Origin of the sequence: Pseudomonas sp. PICF6, assembly GCF_009831705.1 — a bacterium.
Lineage (GTDB): Bacteria > Pseudomonadota > Gammaproteobacteria > Pseudomonadales > Pseudomonadaceae > Aquipseudomonas > Aquipseudomonas rhizophila.
The window spans coordinates 307,181-324,967 of record NZ_WUUD01000033.1; the positions used below are offsets into that span (position 1 = coordinate 307,181).

Genomic DNA, 17,787 nt, shown 5'->3' on the forward strand with positions numbered 1-17,787 from the left:
AATCGGCCGGACCCACTTTTGTGGCGAGGCCGCTTGCTCTCGCTCGGCTGTGTAGCAGCCTGTGCTTTCAATACTCGCGAATTATTGAAAATTTTGGCTGGGCAATAATTATTGCCCAGCCAAAACACCCTAAAGACCTGACTCACACCTCGCTCACCTCAAACACAAACGAAATCTCCCGCTTCTGGGCGCTCCAGACGTACCGGATATGCTTGCCCTGCACCGGAATCGAAACCGCCGGTGGGCGAAACGCCGCCACGCATTCGTGGCCGGGCAGGCGGACGCTGTTGTACAGCAAGCCCCAGGACAAGGTTTCGCGCAGTTGCCGGGCGAACACCTGGGACGGACCGTAGGCGGTGGGGTCCGGGTCGTGCAGGTGCGGGTAGTCCTGGCGGATGTCGTGCAGCGGCTTGATGACCTTGTTGACGTAAGTGCGCATGGTCAATTCCAGATCCGGCTCGTTGGTCGCTCCGAGGAATCGCGCCTGGTGGTAGCAGGTCTCGGCAATGGCGGCTTCCTGGCTGCTGGCGGCGTAGTAGACACCGAAGGTGCCGTCGCTGAAGCGGCTGCTTTTGCCGATATGAGTAAACGCGGCCATCACCGGCGAGGAGCCGGGCCCGGAAATGCGGTCCTCGGGGCGTACCCGGGACAGCACCCCGGCTTCTTCCATGAGCCGATCGTTGGTCAGTGCTTCCAGGGCATACGCGGTGGGCAAGTCCTCGGGATCGAGCACGTCTTCGAACAGCGCAATCGGCGGGAAGCTGCTATTGACGATCCGGTAGGCACGCTTCCATTGCGGGTCCGCCAGTGGTGGCGTCATCAACCGCGCACTCCGTCGAGGTAACGCCGCACGTCGGCAATGTCCACCACCCGCCCGGCAAGCATGTAGGCCAGTGCCGACTGGCCGTTGAAGGGCGCAGCGGTATTAGGGCTGTTGACCCACTGGTAAGCGCGGTCCCGGCTGTTGCTGAAGATGATGCTCAGCGCCTTGTGAATACCCATGAGGTAGGAAATGCGCTCCAGTGTGTCGTGAGGCAGCCTGACGTTTTCCGGTAATTGCTTGTACTTATAGAAAGTCGTGTTGCCTACCTTGCCCAGCAATGTGCGCTGCTGCTCGACACTGCAGCCCCACAACGCCATGAGATTGAAGAAAAACTTCAACGCGACCCGACCCGCGTCCGGGGAGTCCAATTGTTGCTGCGCGTTGAGGGTGATGGAGGAGGTTGCCATAAAATTTGGGCTCCATTGCTAGGGGGTGACACCTAGAGAGTAGTACAAATACGGATAAATTATTATTTTTTATTCGCAAACGGATTTTTACCACCCTCTACCTGAACCATTCAGCAAGCTGTGTGCAGGAATTTTCTCTGCTCCAGCCACTTACGGACTCGCTGACCGCCCCGATTACCGTTGATCAGGCAAAAAACCCAAATCCCGCATAAGCTCCAACCATCGTCTGCCGGAGCTTTTCGCCACAAAACCGCGACAACCGTGGCAAGGTACATGATGATAGCCGGCATGCACTGCCTGACCGGGCCAGGTGCACAACAATAGCGAGCCCACTTAAGCAGAGGGCATTACCTCATGGATAGCAGAACCTTACGCAACCTCATGCGCATCGTGCAGACCGGCTCCTTGTCGGCGGCGGCGGAACATTCGTGCCTCACGGTGCAGGCATTGGCGGCACAGTTGAACAAAGTTGAGGAGCAGTTCGGCTTCCGGTTGTTCCGGCGGTCGAACAAGGGCCTGACGTTGACGAGCCAAGGCTCGGAACTGACGCCGTTCATGGATCAGGTGCTGGTTGCCACGCGGCAGTTGGAAGAGAAGGTCGCGGCGCTGAAGACGCCTCGGCAGCGCACGCTGAGAGTGGCGCTCAATACCACGCTGCCGGCGGAGTTCAACCGGCGGATGATCGATCGGCTGATCGCCGTGTTTCCCCAGTATCAGTTGGAGTTCAGCTACGCCGAGTCGATGGAGAACCTGAGCAAGCTCAAGAACGAAGATTTTGACCTGGCGATCCTGATCGGTCCGCAGCAGAGCGGCTTTTCCAGCATCACAATGCCGGACGTCCAGGTGCAGGTGGTCGGCGCCCATTGCGGCGAAGAGGACGACTCCCTCGGTTTGCTCGGCGATAAGTTTCAGGTGCGTCCGGCCGAGGAATGTCCGTATTCCCACAGTTTCCTTCGCTTCCTGGATGCCGGCCTGGGCGAGTACGGCTCGAGTCAGCGGATGGTGTATTCCTGCAGTGAAACGCTGACATTGTCGTTGATTACCCAACTCGATGGCCTGGGGCTGGTGTCCCGGGAAGCGGCGCTGCGTAACGACTTGACGATTTTCCCGGACTTCGAGGATTTCCTCGAGGTCCGCCTGGCGGTGAATAATCCAGAGTTGTCCGGCCAGGCACTGCACGATGTTGTGGACCTGACGCTAAAGGAACGAACCGAGCGCGATGTACGCCGCCGTGCCCACCGCCACACTGAGAAACAGGTTGCGGCTGAAATACGCACATAACAGCGTCGGAATCGCGGCATAGAATTCCGGGCGGTCGAGTTGTATCTGCTGATCCTTGATCAACAACGGGGTGAGGCTGATGGCAGCGACGATCGCCACCGGCAGGTATTCCAGGGCGCGGGCGACGAACGGTGGCCAGTTTTCAGTATTGACCTGCAGCGGCAGGGCCCGTGGCAGAAAGGTCACCGCCATCATCAGGGCCACGACCAGGATCAGGAACGTTTGGTCAGGCATACGCCCACCCCGCAGCCAACGAACGTGGCAATGAAGACATTGAACGGCGAGCTGCCCAGCAGGCTCAGCCCGCCCATGCAGACGACCGCCGCCAGGGCAGCGATCAGTTTGTTACGGGTATTGCACAGCGAAACCAGCACGTAGAGCATCATCGCGGTCAAGGCGTAGTCGAGCTGGTATTTGATCAGGTGCGCCGCGTATTGCGCGCACACCGCTCCCAACAGGCCACCCAACACCCAGGAGGTGTGGCAAAAGAGGTTGAAGCCGATCAGGTAACGCACGCTGACCGGCGCACCGGTGCCGAGCTTGACGCTGTGGAAAGCGAACGACTCGTCCGTGAGCCCCGCCGCGTAGCACCAGCGCTCGAAACGACTGAGCCCCAGCGCACGCAATGCCTTGGCCATGTAGACCGACATCAGCATGTGTCGCGCGTTGATCAGGAAGGTGGTGAGCACGATGGTGGTCAGCGATGCTCCACTGGAAATCAACGCCAGCGCCGCAAATTGCGAAGCGCCCGCATAAACGAACAGGCACATCGCCACCGGCAGCCACAAGGGCAACCCGGCGTTGACCGCCATCAGACCGAACACAAACGAAACCGTAAAATAACCCGCTACCACCGGACTGGCTTCAGCAAAGGTACGCGAGGCTTGTGGTTCGACCACCAGCGGCTGGCTGGAAGTCTTGCTCATAGATCCCTCTCGAAAGTGATTTCACCCCGAGGCTCACAAAAGCCTTGGGCTGCCCAAAACCGCTTGCCGGCCAGATTAGCATCGTCGACGAACAGGAACATGCGCAGTACGCCGACCCGTTTCATGTCGGCCGATGCAGCCTCCACCAGACGCTGGCCCAAGCCTCGGGTTCTATGCCCCGGGCTGACGGCCAAGTGATTGATGGTGCCACGGGTGCCGAGCATGCCGCCAATCACCGCCCCCACCACTTCACCGCTGACATCGACGGCCAGGTACGCGGTGGTGGTGTCCTGCAACAATACCCCGCGCAAGAATCGGGCATCCTGCCACTCGCAGAACGACACTTCGTCGAAACCGCGAAAAAACTGCTCCAGTCGTTCGGCGTCCCTGACCATTGCCCGGCGCAACAGAACCTGTTGCTCCAGATCGTCCATGGGTTCGAGCTGTTCAGCGAACAATGTCGAAAGCGGTCCCGGGCCGCGAGAAGGAAATCGCCAGGATCTGCCTGAAAGCCATTTCATGGCTGTGGACGTTCCGGGCCGGGGTGACGTAATGGCGCATGTCGCGGTCGAGGAAAAACGTGGTGTCGAGAATGTCCTCGTAGGTAATCGCCGCCAGTTGTTCTTCCTGGGCGGTGTACAGACGACTCTCTGCGCCGGCCACATTATGACGGCCCCAGAAGTGCACGCCGCTGAACGGATACCCGTCGCAATGGATCCCTTCAGGGGTGATTTCCAGTTGCTTGCCCGGCTTGATCTCGATACGGATCTGGTGGATCTGGCACTGCCAGATTTCCTCGTGCAGCTCCTGGGGAAGGACGTTCTTGTACACCTCAAAGTCCGTGTCGATCAGACTGCGCATCACCGGTGAGTTGATCACTTCGTTGGAAAAGTCCTGGAAGTGCCGCTCCAGTCCACCGACATAGCTGTTGTTGGCCTTGGACTGAATGTAGGCCCGATGCTCGAGCTGCGTAAGGTCGCGGGTCCTGGGGTTGTATTCGAAGTCGCTATAGCGGCGAAAACGCATGCCTGACTCGGCCTGGCCGTAGTAGCTGTCGGGCTCCATGTTTTCCCAGCTCTTGGTCAGCCGGACAAAGTCGCCGAAATGACCGTAGAGATTGAAGTCTCCACCGCGGACGTTGACGTATTTGTCACGCCTCAGCGCTTCGCCTACTTCCCTGTTCAGAACGATCATTTTTCATAGGTCTCCACTGCATTGAGCAGCCTAATCTAGTAGGTACAGGATTTACGTCCATGAGAAAGTATTTGAGGCATTTCAAGCCATGCTTGAAACGGTGGACAATGTTTCATTAGTACGACTTTTTCTCGGGAAAACAGACTGTTCCAACGTTTTTTTTGCCGTCCAAAGAAAAAACCCCGAGTTTGCGCTCGGGGTTTTTCATCAGACGCTTGTAACGTGATCAGGCATCAGAAGACGCTGATCGGATAATCCACGAACACCCGCAGCTCATTGCCGCTGACGTTGTACTCGCTGGATTTCTGCGAAACACGCAGGAAGGAACTGCGCAACCGCACGCTCAGGTCTTTGGCGGGACCGTTCTGGACCACGTACTTGAACTGGTTGAAGATCTCGCGCTCGGTGCCACCTTCGCTGGTGGAGGTGGTGATGTTATCGCCACGCACATAAGCCACGTTATACGTCAGACCGGGAACCCCGAACGTGGTGAAATCCAGGCCATAACCCAGTTGCCAGCTGCGCTCGTCTTCAGCATTGAAGTCGGACCAGTAGGAGTTGGCCAGGTAGATCGTATTGCCGCCGTCCCCTACACGATTCTGCCCGCGCTGATAACCGCCATAGGCGTAGCCCAGGTTGCTGTCACCAGTGCTGCGCTGGTGAGCGAGGGTGAAACTGTGCGGGCCGGTGGCGAAGGTGGCGGCCAGGCTCCAGATCTTGTTGTCGTCGCCGGTGACGTTGTTTTCGCGAACATAGCTGTTGTCCAGCTTGGTGCGATAGCCGTTGAAGTCCAGGGTCAGGGATTGATCCTTGGCCAGCGGGAATACGTAGTTGGCGTTCACGTACTGCTTCTTCAACACGTCCTCGACATCCGAGGCGTAGAGCGAAGCCTTGAACTGCTCGGTGAACTGATAGCTGCCGCCCAATACGTTGATCGACTTCAGGCCACCGCTGTCACGACCCTCGGCGCTCTTGCGCGACTCGGCGGTGAAACGTCCAGCGTTCAGCTCCAGGCCCTTGATCTCTTTGGAGGTGATCAGCGTGCCGGTGTAGCTTTCCGGCAGCAGGCGCGAGTTGTCGTAGCTCAGCACCGGCAACGCCGGCATCTGGTCACCGTAGGCCAACACGGTATTGGAAACACGGAATTTGACCGCCGCACCAAACTTGGACAGGTCATCGGCCGCGTTGCCGCTGTCGCCTTGCTTGAAGAAGTCGATGCCGCCCGCACCGCTGCGACCTTTGCCGCCATCCAGACGCAGCGCGTACAGTCCGAAGGCGTCCACCCCTACACCGACAGTGCCTTGGGTAAAGCCGGACGAGAACGTTCCGATGGCGGCCTGCCCCCATTCGGCTTTGTCTTCATTACCGTTTTTGTAGTCGCGATTGATATAGGCGTTGCGTAACAGCACGTTCAGGCTGCTGTCCTCAACGAACCCCTTGGACTCAGCCTGGTCGCTGGCCATGGCATATGTCGTGTTTAAAATCCCCAGTGCGATCAGAGCAATGCGCTTGTTCAACATGATTATTTTCCTTATACGGGTTGATACGCACTGCGACGGCAGCCGAAACGGCGCTTTTGCGCTCTTTTTCGGACTCTTGCTCCTGAAAATAATGAAAAGGCCCGCCCACGAATGATCGTGGCGGGCCTTTTTATTATTTAAGAGTCATGGCTGTTAGCCACAGGCGTGGACGAATCCTAGTCCCGCCTTCAATGATGTGTCAATTTCGTGAATCGTCTGTAATCAGGCGAAAAACTTCTAAAAACAACCTTCAAATGGGCTCAGTGTTCAACACAGAACCATCAGCCACAAAAAAAGCGCTGCCATCCTGGCCAGCGCCTTTTCTCAATCCGTCGAATTCTATCCTTGCATCACGTCCCACAGTGCTTCCAGCTCAGCCTCGCTGAACAGGCCATCCGGGTAGCGTTCCATGATCATCCGACGCGGGTCGGGTTCTCTGATCTGACGCGTTCCGTTGGACTTCAACCACTGTGCCAAAGCTTTAAGCGACTCACCATTGACAACGGCCAAGGGATGGTATGTGCGCTCGCTTATCATATTCATTCCAGCGCCCTCTCCTGGTTGATGAGCGGCCAATTTATCCAAGGTTTATGACAAAACAACTCAGCTCCGCTCCCCAGAACTGCCGGGATACAGATACAAGAGCTATGCCAATGTGCCTGCACTGCCGATCTGCAGACATAAAAAAGCCCGCATCCCCAATCAGGCCGCGGGCCAAAGCAAAATGGATCCAAAAAGCCCGGCGCAGAGCTGCCGCCAGCGCTATTACCTGGCTGTTACATCACCACTCATTTTGTGCGCGGCGCAGGCTGTTGTTGGGTAAGGCAGTGGATGTTTCCGCCCCCCAGTAACAGTTCGCGCCCCGGCACCATGACCACTTCGTGCTCTGGAAAAAGCCCTTGCAGAAGCGCCTTCGCCGGGCCATCCAGTGGATCGTCGAAACTCGGTGCGATGATGCCGCCGTTGACGATCAGGAAATTCACGTAGGAACCGGCCAACCGCACGGCCGGATTGCGCTCCTGGGAACCCTGCACCGCGTCCACGCCGGCGCATTCCTCTTCAGTGGCATACAACTGCCCCGGAATTGGCATTTTGTGCACTGTGAACGGGCGTCCCTTGGCGTCAGTGCTGTTTTGCAGGACGTCCATCGCGGCATGGCAGCGGGCGTAGTTCGGGTCCTGCGGGTCATCGGTCCAGGCCAGCAATACTTCGCCAGGGCGCACGTAGCAGCAGAAATTATCCACATGCCCGTCGGTTTCGTCGTTGAACAGGCCGTCCGGCAGCCAGATGATCTTGTCCACCGCCAACTGCGCGCTGAGCACAGCCTCGATGTCTTCGCGGCTCAAGTGCGGGTTGCGATTGCGGTTGAGCAGGCATTCCTCGGTGGTGATCAGGGTGCCCTCGCCATCGACGTGGATTGAGCCGCCCTCAAGCACGAAGCCTTCGGTGCGGTAACGCGGGCTACGTTCGATCTCGAGAATCTTGCTGGCCACTTGCGAATCCCGGTTCCACGGCGCATACAGGCCACCGTCAAACCCACCCCAGGCGTTGAAATCCCAGTCGACGCCGCGCACTTCGCCACTATCATTGATGACAAACGTCGGGCCGGTGTCCCGGACCCAGGCATCGTCGCTGGACATTTCCACCACGCGGATATTCGGCACGTCGAGATGCGCCCGGGCATTTTCGTATTGGTTCGCGGACACCGCCACGGTTACCGGTTCGAAGCGGGCGATGGCTTTGGCGACCGCCACATGAGCGGCCTGCGCGGGCTTGCCGCCCAGGCGCCAGTTGTCCGGGCGCTCGGGCCAGACCATCCAGACCTGGGTCTGGGGTGCCCACTCGGCAGGCATGTGGAAACCATCCGCGCGGGGAGTGCTGTGCAACGTTGTCATAAATCAGGACTCCAGTGAGCCATCGAGGGTTTTGATCGAGCCGTACAGGTCCGCACGACGATCACGGAAAGTGCCCCAGGCACTGCGAATGTGTTCCAGCTCGTCCAGGTCAAAGCTGTGCACCAGCACGCCTTCTTCGGTTTCGTTCAATTCCTGGACCTTTTCACCGAACTGATTGGCGATGAACGAGGAGCCGTAGAACGTGATGTCGTAGCCATCCTGCTCTTCGTTGCCGATGCGGTTGCTGGCCACCAGCGGCATTACGTTCGCGCCGGCATGGCCTTGTTGCACGCGCTGCCAGTGATCGCGGGACGAAATGCTCTTGTCGTGCGGCTCGCTGCCAATGGCGGTCGGGTAAAACAGGATTTCCGCACCTTGCAGCGCCATGCTGCGGGCGCACTCGGGAAACCACTGGTCCCAGCAGATGCCCACGCCGATCCTGGCGTAGCGGGTATTCCAGACCTTGAAACCGGTATCGCCAGGGTTGAAATAGTACTTCTCATGGTAGCCAGGACCGTCCGGGATGTGACTCTTGCGGTATACCCCCAGGTTACGGCCGTCGGCATCAATGATCGCAATACTGTTGAAACGCGCACGACCGGCCCGTTCAAAAAAGCTGATGGGCAAGACGACCTGTAGCTCCCTGGCAACTTTCTGAAAATGCCTGATGGCGACGCTATCTTCGACCGGAGTCGCCAATTGCAGGTAGTCCGGGTTGGGCTTCTGGCAAAAGTACGGCGTCTCGAACAACTCCTGAAGCAGGATGATCTGCGCCCCTTTGGCAGCGGCCTCGCGAACCTGCTGTTCAGCGATCTCGATATTGGCCTCCAGGTCCCAGGAACAGGCCATCTGGGTGGCGGCAACGGTGACGATACGACTCATGAAGGAAGCTCCAGAGCATGTGTGGTGCCGACTTTATAACCGATAAAAATCGACTTTAGAAGCGATATAGATTTAAAACCACACGCCAGTCGCAAAAAATACCGACAAAAATCGAACTATCAACCACGCAAAACCTTGTGGGAGCGAGCCTGCTCGCAATGCGATCCCCCATCTGACATCGCTGCAGACGGGTTCACCACTATCGCGAGCAAGCCCGCTCCCACAGGGAAAGCGTTTGCCTCAGTTAGTCAAAGCCCCTCGTCCAACACCTTCACCAACATATCGACAAAGAAATCCACGCTCTGGCGGGTGGTGACCATCGGCGGTTTGATCTTGAGGATGTTCAGGTAGTCGCCGGTCGGTTGCATGAAAATACCCAGCTCCCGCAGGCGATTGCACAGCGCCGTGGTTTCTTCGGTGGCCGGCTCAAGGGTGTCGCGGTTGCGGATCAGTTCCACGCCCAGGTAAAAACCGGAGCCATGCACCGCACCGACCAACGGATATCGGTCGATCAAAGCTTGCAGGCGGGCCTTGAAATGCCCACCCACTGCCCGGGCGTTTTCCCACAGTTTTTCTTCTTCCATGACGTCCAGCACGGCCATGCCGATCTGGCAACTGACCGGGCTGCCGCCGGCTGACGAGAAAAAATACCCTTCTGCTTCCAGCGCCTCGGCGATTTCCCGGCGGGTGATGACCGCTCCCAGCGGCTGGCCGTTACCCATGCCCTTGGCCATGGTGATGATGTCCGGTACTACATCCTGTTCTTCGAAGCCCCAGAAAAATTCTCCCATGCGCCCGTAGCCGACTTGCACTTCGTCAGCGATGCAGACGCCGCCGCGCTCGCGCACCAGCGCGTAGACCTGCTTCAGATACCCCGGCGGCAGTGCGATCCCGCCAGCATTGCCGTACACCGGTTCGCAGATGAAGCCGGCGAGCTGGCGCTTGTGTTCGGCGATTTTTGCCAGGTTGTGCTCGACGCTGCGCAGGTAGTCCGGCGCGCTGTTGGGGCCGCGGAATTCACCGCGATAAGTGTTTGGCGCGGTCACCGGATGCACCCAATCCGGGCGACTGCTCAGGGCCTGAGGGTTGTCGGCAATGGACGTCGAGACCGCATCGGCCGCTACCGACCAGCCGTGATAGGCCTCCAGCACACTGAGCATGTCCCGGCCGCCGCTGTAGGCCCAGGCCAGGCGGATCGCCAGGTCGTTGGCCTCGGTGCCACTGTTGACCAGAAATACCCGATCCATGCCGGGCGGCGCCAGCGCCAGCAAGCGCTCGGAAAATTCGGCAATCGCGGCATAGTGAAAGCGGGAGTTGGTGTTGAGCAGCGACCACTGCCGGGCGGCCACCGCGGCCATGCGCGGATGCCCGTGCCCCAGTACCGCGACGTTGTTGAGCATGTCCAGGTAGGAGCGGCCCTGCATGTCGATCAGGTGATTGCGCCAGCCGCGCTCAATGCGCGGCGGATCAACGTAATAGTGCTTCTGCGAACGGGCAAAGCTCGCATCGCGACGAGCCAGCAACTGGTGGGGGTCGATCTCTGGCTCGGCATCACAGGCCAGTCCCAGCAGCACCGCTGGTGAGGGGCAGAGCGCCTGCCAGGCCGGCGCCCTGGATGGCGTGCAGAACAACGGCGGATTGAGCTGAGCGCCACGACACAACTGCACCCGCAACGGTCCATCGACTTCGCCCAAGACCTGGCCCTTGACCAGCGCAGCCCCGGAATGCAGCGGCGATGTCACGCCCCACAGCCGAATGCTCAGTTGCACGCTGTCCAGTTGCAACATGCCGTCGGCAGCCTTGTGCACCACCCCGGCGAACGGCGATTCCAGCGGCGTGCCCCGCGGCACCTGCAATTCTACGTGTAATGGATAAGTATCCGGTTCAACGGCGCTGTCCGGCCGAGTCCGAGACAATCGGAACTGCCCGTAGCGGCTGGCGGCCAATCCATGGACCGCGGCGGGTTCACTCAGCAGACGCTGGTCGATCCCCTCCTGCTCCCAGTTACCAGCTTCGAAATGCGGGCTCAGGACACCCAGGTCGATCAGGGCGAACTCGCGGCCCACCAAGGTCGGCAACAGCGGCACAAAGCCTTCACTGGCAACGGGTGGCAGATGGTGGCCCACGGACGTGAGGATCGCCGCTTCCATCAGTTCGAACGGGACCGACTGAGCAATCCGGAAAATCTCCCACTCATGGTCCAGGTTGTCGCGGCTGTATTGATTTTCCGGGTCAATGGATACCTGCTGTTCCCCGCTGAGCACCAGCACGGCAGCGCGGGCAACGATCAGCGGCCAAAGCGCCAGCAGCTCCTCATATTGCAGCGGGTTGAGCGCGTTGTAAGCCTTGATCGCCGGCAGGATGAAAAACGGATCGCCGTCGGCATGGTGCAACAAGGCTGCACAGGTCACCGACAGATCGGTAACGCGCCAGGTGCGGATCAGGTCGCCGAAATCGATGACGCCCTGCAATTGCCATTGGCGCTGGGCATCGCGCTGCCAGACCACGTTGTCATCGGTGATGTCCATGTGGATCGCCTGCACCGGCAGGCTGGCCTTGAGCGGCTGCAAGCGGCGTTCGGCCTGTTGCGCCGCCTCGGCGATCAGGTTGCGTTCTTGATCATCGTCGATGACGGGCAGCAGATGGCCGACCAACGCATTGGCGTGGAGGGCGTCCCATTGCAGGGTGCGCTCCAGGCCAGGGTGATCGAACGTGGCCAGCGCCAGGTCGATTTGTGCGCACAAGCGCCCCAGCCCCGTGACCAGTTCAGGTCCCCAATGGTTAAGCTGGGTGAGCGACTGGCCGTCGATGTACTCCAGCAGTCGTACATGAACCGCTTGCCCTGCGAGCTCCAGGGTCAACAGATCCTGGCCATTATTGGCGGCGATCACCCGCGGCACTTTCACCGCGCCGTGCTCGGCCAGGTGCTTGAGGGCGGCATGCTGGGCCTGGAGTTCCTGGACAGCGTAGTCACCATGGCAAATCTTCAGCACAAACCGTCCGCGCTCGCTGTCGACGCGATAGTTGAGGTCCTGCTGGCTGCCCAAGGGTCGCAGGTCACCGCTGAGTCCGTAATTCGAGCGCAGCAGCACCAGCGCCTGTTCGGCACTGATCTGTGGGCTTGGCAAACTGGCACGGTGAACCAACGTAGCGAGTGGCATACAACGACCCCTGAGGTGGTTTTATCGGATGTCTATCTCGCCATTGAGTCGGGGGATAAGCAACCCCTTTGCCGCAGGTGAATTGCCAAGCGCGTGAGCGTGCCCGGAAATATCCTGCTTGCACCGCCCTCGCCATGCCGACAAGCTATGCTCCAATGCTTTGTTGTTCCACGGAAAAAGGCTTGATCGGATGCGCATTCTCATCACTGGCGGTGCCGGTTTTATCGGCTCGGCGCTTATACGGCACTTGATCCTGGATACCGGACATCAGGTCCTGAACCTCGACAAGCTGACCTATGCCGGCAATCTCGAATCGCTGAGCAGCATCGAGCACGACAACCGCTACGAGTTCTTCCAGGCCGATATCGTCGATCAACCGACGGTCAGCGCGATACTGGCAAGGTTCAAACCTGAGGCCATCATGCATCTGGCGGCCGAGTCCCACGTCGACCGCTCCATCGACGGCCCGGCGGACTTCATCCAGACCAATATCGTGGGCACCTACAGCCTGCTGGAAGCCACCCGCGCCTATTGGCAGACCCTGGCCGAGCCGCAGAAGCGCGCGTTTCGTTTCCATCACATTTCCACCGACGAAGTGTATGGCGACCTGCACGGCGTGGATGATTTGTTCACCGAAACCACCGCCTACGCCCCCAGCTCGCCGTACTCGGCGAGCAAGGCGGCTTCCGACCATCTGGTACGCGCCTGGCAACGCACTTACGGCTTGCCCGTGCTGCTGACCAACTGCTCCAACAACTATGGGCCGTTTCACTTTCCCGAGAAGCTGATTCCGCTGGTGATCCTCAATGCCCTGGCCGGCAAGCCGTTGCCGGTATACGGCGACGGCCAACAAGTGCGCGACTGGCTGTACGTCGAAGACCATGCCCGGGCGCTGCTCAAGGTCGTGACCGAAGGTGCCGTGGGCGAGACCTACAACATCGGCGGCCACAATGAACAGAAGAACATCGACGTGGTGCGCGGCATCTGCGCCCTGCTCGAAGAACTGGCGCCCCACAAGCCCGACGGCGTGGAGCACTATGCCGACCTGATCACCTTCGTCAAAGACCGCCCCGGTCACGACCTGCGCTACGCCATCGATGCCGGCAAGATCGAGCGTGAACTGGGCTGGACGCCCCGGGAAACCTTCGAGACCGGCCTGCGTAAAACCGTGCAGTGGTACCTCGAAAACCTGCTGTGGTGCCGACGTGTCCAGGACGGTAGCTATCAGGGCGAGCGCCTGGGCTCGCTCGACAACAAGGATGCGATTGCATGATGAAAGGCATTGTTCTGGCCGGCGGCTCCGGCACCCGACTGCACCCGATTACCCTTGGGGTTTCCAAGCAGTTACTACCGGTTTACGACAAGCCGATGATCTATTACCCGATTTCGGTGCTGATGCTCGCCGGCATCAAGGACATCCTGGTGATTTCCACCCCTCAGGACTTGCCGCAATACCGCAATCTGTTGGGCGACGGCAGTCAGTTTGGCGTGCAATTTCACTACGCCGAGCAGCCATCGCCCGATGGCCTGGCCCAGGCGTTTCTGATCGGCGAGCAATTTATCGGCAACGATCCGGTGTGCCTGATCCTGGGCGACAACATTTTTCACGGGCAGCATTTCGGCGAACAACTGCAGACGGCCGCCACCCGGCAGACGGGCGCGACGGTATTCGGTTACTGGGTCAAAGACCCTGAGCGTTTTGGCGTGATCGATTTCGATGCTCAAGGGCGGGCCATTTCCATTGAAGAAAAACCTACCGCGCCCAAATCCAGCTACGCGGTAACCGGCCTGTATTTCTACGATAACGACGTGATCCAGATCGCCAAGACCATCAAACCCTCCAAACGAGGCGAACTGGAAATCACCGACGTCAACAACGCCTACCTGCACCGCGGCGACCTGCACGTCGAGCGTTTCGGCCGTGGTTTCGCCTGGCTGGACACCGGCACCCACGACAGCCTGCTGGAGGCTTCGCAATATGTGCAAACCATCGAGCACCGCCAAGGTTTGAAAGTCGCGTGCCTGGAAGAAATTGCCTACCAACAGGGCTGGGTCAGCCGCGAGCACATCCTTGAGCGCGCCCAGTACTTTGGCAAGACCGGCTACGGCCAATACCTGTTCCAGATCGCTGGAGAGACACGTTGAACGTCATCGCCACCCGCCTGCCTGAAGTCCTGATCATCGAACCGAAGGTTTTCGGTGATGATCGCGGCTTTTTCTACGAGAGTTTCAACGCTCGGGCGTTCGCCGAGGCCACCGGCTGCGCGTTGCAGTTCGTCCAGGATAACCACTCGCGCTCGGCCAGGGGCGTGTTGCGCGGCCTGCATTATCAAATCGAACAGGCCCAGGGAAAACTGGTGCGGGTCATTGCCGGGGAAGTGCTCGACGTGGCGGTGGACATTCGTCGCAGTTCGGCCACTTTCGGGCAATGGGTGGGCGTACGCCTGTCAGCGCAGAACCATCGGCAACTGTGGGTCCCGCCAGGCTTCGCCCATGGCTTCGTCGTGCTCAGCGATTGCGCTGATTTCCTCTACAAGACCACCGACTACTACGCGCCCTCTGCCGAGCGCTGCATTCGCTGGGACGACCCGGACCTGGCCATCGACTGGGAACTGGAGAGTGCGCCGATCCTCTCACCCAAGGACCAGGCCGGCAAGGCTCTGCACGAGGCCGACCTGTTCCCATGAGTACCTCCTTGCGCATCCTGATCATCGGCCAGAACGGCCAGGTCTCCCGAGCACTTCAGTCGCGCCTGGCCGGCATGGCTGAGTTGATCGTGCGCGGCAGCGACCAACTCGACCTAGCGCGCCCCGATCACCTTCGTTCGCCCATCACTGCCCTGCGGCCTGACCTGATCATCAACGCCGCCGCCCACACCGCCGTCGACCAGGCCGAGAGCGAACCGGAACGGGCCTTCGCCATCAATGCCACGGCGCCGGGCGTCCTGGCTCAAGTGGCGGTCGAGTTGGGTGTCCCGCTGATCCACTACTCCACCGATTACGTCTTCGATGGTCGCAAGCCTGAGCCCTACACCGAGACCGACCCGCCCAACCCGCTGAGTGTCTACGGGCGCAGCAAGCTGGCCGGCGAGGACGCCATTCGCCACGTCGCCGGGCAGCACCTGATTTTGCGCACCAGTTGGGTGTACTCCAACGAAGGCCGCAACTTCCTGTTGACCATGCAACGCCTGCTGCAGGAAAAATCGCACCTGCGGGTGGTGGACGATCAGATCGGCGCACCGACCTGGGCCGGGACTATCGCCGACAGCACCGCCCACTTGATTGAACGTTGGCAGGCCGGCCGGTGCGGCGCCTGGGGGACTTACCACCTGACGGCGCAGGGTGAAACGTCCTGGTTCGGCTTTGCCCAGGCCATCGGCGAGCACCTGATCGAGCAGCACAAACCCTGCGCGGTGCTTGAGCCCATCCCCTCCAGTGCTTACCCGACCCCGGCCCCACGCCCGCTGAACTCGCGTCTGGATTGCACACGCCTGCTTCAGCAATGGGGTGTAAGTCAGCCAGACTGGCAAAGCGCGCTGCACCAGTGCCTTGCCGCCGGACACTAGGCATAATGCGCCTGTCCCCACAGGCGCCTGATGCTCATGAATTCCACTCTTCCCCGCAGACCCCGCTGGCGCAGCCTGGCCTTGCTTGCGCTGTGCCTGGCGCCGTTGCTGTGGCCGCTGGAACATCTGGCCGAGCGTTACTACCGCAGTGAACTGGCCGGGCAGAACCGCCAGACCCTCGATCTCTACGTCGCCAACCTGTTGGGCACCCTGCATCGCTATGAAGTGCTGCCACAGATTCTCGGTGAGCTGCCGGCCCTGCGCGCCACTTTACTGGCACCGGACGACGGCATCATCCAAGGCAATGCCAATCGACTGCTGAAAAACATCAGCGCCCAGACCGGCGCAGAAGTCATGTACCTGATGGACCCCACCGGCAAGACCCTCGCGGCATCGAACTGGGATAAACACGACAGTTTCGTCGGACGCAATTTTGCCTTCCGGCCGTACTACATCGAGGCGATGGCCGGGCGGCTGGGACGCTTCTTCGGCTTGGGCACCACCTCGGCCAAGCGCGGTTACTTCTTCGCCGCTGCCGTGCGCGACCGGGAAAAAGTGATCGGCGTACTGGTGGTCAAGGTGGATCTGGACCACACCGAAAGCCTCTGGGGCAAAACCCCCGAACAACTGCTGGTGACCGACCACAACGGCGTGGTGATCCTCACTTCGCGACAAGAATGGCGATTTCGCGCGACCCGCCCCTTAAGTGACGAGGAGCGCCAGTCCATCAGCGCCGTACAGCCCTACCCGACCCGCGACCCCAAACCGCTGAACCTGGACGCGAACGCCTGGCTGATCCAGACCCAGTCCATTGAGGAGACCCGCTGGAGCGTGAGCATTCTCGCCCCGCGTACCCTGATCGACCGTCCGGTGCGCACCGTGGTGGTCATCGGCGGTGCGGCCTTGCTGGTCCTGATGCTGTTGCTCGGGTTGATGATGCAGCGCCGGCGGCATTACCTGGACCGCATCGCCTTCGAAGGCAAGGCCCGTCAGGAGCTGGAAGGCCGGGTAGCCGAGCGCACCAGTGACCTGGAAGGCCTGAACCGGCGACTCAAGCAAGAGGTGCTGGAACGCGAGCAGGCCCAGCAGGAACTGGTCCGCGCCCAGGATGACCTGGTGCAAGCCGGCAAGCTGTCAGCCCTGGGCACCATGTCGGCCAGCATCAGCCACGAACTCAACCAGCCGCTGGCGGCGATCCGCAGCTATGCCGAAAACGCCGAAATATTGCTCGATCACCAGCGTACCGAGGACGCCCGAGGCAACCTCAAGCTGATCAGTGAGCTGACCGCTCGCATGGCCTCGATCATTGCCCACTTGCGCGCCTTCGCCCGCCGCGACCGTCACGCCCCGGAAAGTGTCGCCCTGCAACCGGCGCTGGACGATGCCCTGGCACTGCTCGCCAAGCGCCGGCGCAGCATGGAAGTGGAACTGATCCGCGACCTGCCGGCCGCCACGTTGTGGGTCGAGGCCGGGGAAACGCGCTTGCGCCAGGTGCTCGGCAACCTGCTGGCCAACGCTCTCGACGCCCTGACTGAAAAAGGCCCGCCGCGCAAACTCTGGCTCAGTGCCGAAGCCACCGAAACCGGCGTCAACCTGTACATCCGCGATAACGGCCCGGGGTTTTGCATGGAAGCCCTTGGTCGCGCGGGCGAGCCCTTCTACACCACCAAGACCCGCACCCAGGGCCTTGGCCTGGGGCTGGCGATTTGCGACACCCTGATGCGCGCCTTCGGCGGTGAACTGTCGTTCGCCAATCACAAGGAAGGCGGCGCCCTGATTACCCTGAAGTTGCGCGCTGGCGCGCCCGGTGTGAGCCTGCAACCGTCCGAGGACCGTAGTGTATGACCATCGATAACCGGATTGAGGTGGTATTGATCGACGACGATCCCCACTTGCGTCAGGCCTTGAGCCAGACCCTCGACCTGGCCGGCCTGAAGGTCCTGTCCCTGGCCGAGGCCAAAGGCGTGGCCGGGCAACTGTCTCGCGACTGGCCGGGTGTGGTGGTCAGTGACATTCGCATGCCGGGCATCGACGGCCTTGAGTTGCTGAGCGAACTCCATGCCCAGGACCCGGAGCTGCCGGTGTTGCTGATCACCGGCCATGGCGACGTGCCGCTGGCAGTCCAGGCCATGC

The 17,787-nt window shown here is 60.3% G+C and carries 17 protein-coding genes and 1 pseudogene; 7 read left to right on the top strand and 11 right to left on the bottom strand.

Annotated features, from left to right (window positions below):
- Window positions 1-142: 142 nt before the first annotated feature.
- Both GSM73_RS24130 and GSM73_RS24135 read right to left on the bottom strand, forming a co-directional pair.
- A complete protein-coding gene (locus GSM73_RS24130) occupies window positions 143-820 on the bottom strand; it encodes an RES family NAD+ phosphorylase (RefSeq protein WP_047226876.1) in 678 nt (225 codons plus the stop codon).
- Window positions 820-1,230, bottom strand: a complete 411-nt coding sequence (locus tag GSM73_RS24135) for an MbcA/ParS/Xre antitoxin family protein (RefSeq protein ID WP_047226875.1) — start codon at window positions 1,228-1,230, stop codon at window positions 820-822. Before GSM73_RS24135 ends, GSM73_RS24130 begins: the two co-directional genes overlap by 1 nt.
- 354 nt (window positions 1,231-1,584) lie before the next feature.
- Between GSM73_RS24135 and GSM73_RS24140 the strand changes: the two genes are divergently transcribed.
- On the top strand, window positions 1,585-2,511 hold the full coding sequence (locus GSM73_RS24140; RefSeq protein ID WP_047226874.1) for a LysR family transcriptional regulator: 927 nt from the start codon (window positions 1,585-1,587) through the stop codon (window positions 2,509-2,511).
- Here the strand turns inward: GSM73_RS24140 and GSM73_RS24145 are convergent.
- From GSM73_RS24145 to GSM73_RS24185, 9 genes are all read right to left on the bottom strand, one after another.
- Window positions 2,428-2,745, bottom strand: a complete 318-nt coding sequence (locus GSM73_RS24145; protein ID WP_047226873.1) for an AzlD domain-containing protein — start codon at window positions 2,743-2,745, stop codon at window positions 2,428-2,430. The two genes, GSM73_RS24140 and GSM73_RS24145, sit on opposite strands and share 84 nt — an antisense overlap.
- On the bottom strand, window positions 2,724-3,437 hold the full coding sequence (locus GSM73_RS24150) for an AzlC family ABC transporter permease (RefSeq protein WP_047226872.1): 714 nt from the start codon (window positions 3,435-3,437) through the stop codon (window positions 2,724-2,726). Before GSM73_RS24150 ends, GSM73_RS24145 begins: the two co-directional genes overlap by 22 nt.
- Window positions 3,434-3,871 carry a GNAT family N-acetyltransferase gene (locus GSM73_RS24155; RefSeq protein WP_171061302.1) on the bottom strand — a complete coding sequence of 146 codons (438 nt, stop codon included), beginning with the start codon at window positions 3,869-3,871 and terminating at the stop codon, window positions 3,434-3,436. The genes GSM73_RS24150 and GSM73_RS24155 overlap by 4 nt, the downstream gene beginning before the upstream one ends.
- Window positions 3,872-3,884: 13 nt before the next feature.
- Window positions 3,885-4,631 carry a 2OG-Fe dioxygenase family protein gene (locus GSM73_RS24160; RefSeq protein ID WP_047226871.1) on the bottom strand — a complete coding sequence of 249 codons (747 nt, stop codon included), beginning with the start codon at window positions 4,629-4,631 and terminating at the stop codon, window positions 3,885-3,887.
- Between the two features lie 233 nt (window positions 4,632-4,864).
- The gene (locus GSM73_RS24165; protein ID WP_047226870.1) at window positions 4,865-6,151 is read right to left on the bottom strand and encodes an OprD family porin; all 1,287 of its coding nucleotides are present in this window, start codon (window positions 6,149-6,151) and stop codon (window positions 4,865-4,867) included.
- Window positions 6,152-6,490: 339 nt separating this feature from the next.
- The gene (locus GSM73_RS24170) at window positions 6,491-6,694 is read right to left on the bottom strand and encodes a hypothetical protein (protein ID WP_160894019.1); all 204 of its coding nucleotides are present in this window, start codon (window positions 6,692-6,694) and stop codon (window positions 6,491-6,493) included.
- 245 nt (window positions 6,695-6,939) lie between these two features.
- Entirely contained in the window at window positions 6,940-8,046 is a 1,107-nt protein-coding gene (gene aguA, locus GSM73_RS24175; protein ID WP_160894021.1) for an agmatine deiminase, read from the bottom strand.
- Window positions 8,047-8,049: 3 nt separating this feature from the next.
- Entirely contained in the window at window positions 8,050-8,928 is an 879-nt protein-coding gene (gene aguB / locus GSM73_RS24180) for an N-carbamoylputrescine amidase (protein WP_160894023.1), read from the bottom strand.
- Between the two features lie 248 nt (window positions 8,929-9,176).
- Window positions 9,177-12,089: an aminotransferase gene (locus GSM73_RS24185; protein WP_160894026.1), complete on the bottom strand. Its 2,913-nt coding sequence runs from the start codon at window positions 12,087-12,089 to the stop codon at window positions 9,177-9,179.
- 190 nt (window positions 12,090-12,279) lie between these two features.
- On the opposite strand from GSM73_RS24185, the gene rfbB reads away from it, so the two are divergent.
- The 6 genes and pseudogenes from rfbB to GSM73_RS27920 form a co-directional block, all read left to right on the top strand.
- Window positions 12,280-13,362, top strand: coding sequence for a dTDP-glucose 4,6-dehydratase (rfbB, locus tag GSM73_RS24190; RefSeq protein WP_047226865.1), 1,083 nt, complete (start codon window positions 12,280-12,282; stop codon window positions 13,360-13,362).
- Window positions 13,359-14,234, top strand: coding sequence for a glucose-1-phosphate thymidylyltransferase RfbA (rfbA, locus tag GSM73_RS24195; RefSeq protein WP_047226864.1), 876 nt, complete (start codon window positions 13,359-13,361; stop codon window positions 14,232-14,234). Before rfbB ends, rfbA begins: the two co-directional genes overlap by 4 nt.
- Window positions 14,231-14,776 (top strand): dTDP-4-dehydrorhamnose 3,5-epimerase, encoded by a 546-nt coding sequence (gene rfbC, locus GSM73_RS24200; RefSeq protein WP_047226863.1) that lies wholly within the window; start codon window positions 14,231-14,233, stop codon window positions 14,774-14,776. The genes rfbA and rfbC overlap by 4 nt, the downstream gene beginning before the upstream one ends.
- Window positions 14,773-15,654: a dTDP-4-dehydrorhamnose reductase gene (rfbD, locus tag GSM73_RS24205; RefSeq protein WP_047226862.1), complete on the top strand. Its 882-nt coding sequence runs from the start codon at window positions 14,773-14,775 to the stop codon at window positions 15,652-15,654. The genes rfbC and rfbD overlap by 4 nt, the downstream gene beginning before the upstream one ends.
- A 36-nt stretch (window positions 15,655-15,690) precedes the next feature.
- Window positions 15,691-17,499 carry an ATP-binding protein gene (locus GSM73_RS24210; RefSeq protein WP_047226961.1) on the top strand — a complete coding sequence of 603 codons (1,809 nt, stop codon included), beginning with the start codon at window positions 15,691-15,693 and terminating at the stop codon, window positions 17,497-17,499.
- 47 nt (window positions 17,500-17,546) lie between these two features.
- Window positions 17,547-17,787: pseudogene (locus GSM73_RS27920) on the top strand (response regulator); the annotation flags it as partial.

What these genes read in the sequence shown, in the direction of transcription:
- GSM73_RS24130 (WP_047226876.1), bottom strand. Translation starts at nt 820, where the DNA reads ATGACGCCACCACTGGCGGACCCGCAATGGAAGCGTGCCTACCGGATC.
- GSM73_RS24135 (WP_047226875.1), bottom strand. Translation starts at nt 1,230, where the DNA reads ATGGCAACCTCCTCCATCACCCTCAACGCGCAGCAACAATTGGACTCC.
- GSM73_RS24140 (WP_047226874.1), top strand. Translation starts at nt 1,585, where the DNA reads ATGGATAGCAGAACCTTACGCAACCTCATGCGCATCGTGCAGACCGGC.
- GSM73_RS24145 (WP_047226873.1), bottom strand. Translation starts at nt 2,745, where the DNA reads ATGCCTGACCAAACGTTCCTGATCCTGGTCGTGGCCCTGATGATGGCG.
- GSM73_RS24150 (WP_047226872.1), bottom strand. Translation starts at nt 3,437, where the DNA reads ATGAGCAAGACTTCCAGCCAGCCGCTGGTGGTCGAACCACAAGCCTCG.
- GSM73_RS24155 (WP_171061302.1), bottom strand. Translation starts at nt 3,871, where the DNA reads ATGGACGATCTGGAGCAACAGGTTCTGTTGCGCCGGGCAATGGTCAGG.
- GSM73_RS24160 (WP_047226871.1), bottom strand. Translation starts at nt 4,631, where the DNA reads ATGATCGTTCTGAACAGGGAAGTAGGCGAAGCGCTGAGGCGTGACAAA.
- GSM73_RS24165 (WP_047226870.1), bottom strand. Translation starts at nt 6,151, where the DNA reads ATGTTGAACAAGCGCATTGCTCTGATCGCACTGGGGATTTTAAACACG.
- GSM73_RS24170 (WP_160894019.1), bottom strand. Translation starts at nt 6,694, where the DNA reads ATGAATATGATAAGCGAGCGCACATACCATCCCTTGGCCGTTGTCAAT.
- aguA (WP_160894021.1), bottom strand. Translation starts at nt 8,046, where the DNA reads ATGACAACGTTGCACAGCACTCCCCGCGCGGATGGTTTCCACATGCCT.
- aguB (WP_160894023.1), bottom strand. Translation starts at nt 8,928, where the DNA reads ATGAGTCGTATCGTCACCGTTGCCGCCACCCAGATGGCCTGTTCCTGG.
- GSM73_RS24185 (WP_160894026.1), bottom strand. Translation starts at nt 12,089, where the DNA reads ATGCCACTCGCTACGTTGGTTCACCGTGCCAGTTTGCCAAGCCCACAG.
- rfbB (WP_047226865.1), top strand. Translation starts at nt 12,280, where the DNA reads ATGCGCATTCTCATCACTGGCGGTGCCGGTTTTATCGGCTCGGCGCTT.
- rfbA (WP_047226864.1), top strand. Translation starts at nt 13,359, where the DNA reads ATGATGAAAGGCATTGTTCTGGCCGGCGGCTCCGGCACCCGACTGCAC.
- rfbD (WP_047226862.1), top strand. Translation starts at nt 14,773, where the DNA reads ATGAGTACCTCCTTGCGCATCCTGATCATCGGCCAGAACGGCCAGGTC.
- GSM73_RS24210 (WP_047226961.1), top strand. Translation starts at nt 15,691, where the DNA reads ATGAATTCCACTCTTCCCCGCAGACCCCGCTGGCGCAGCCTGGCCTTG.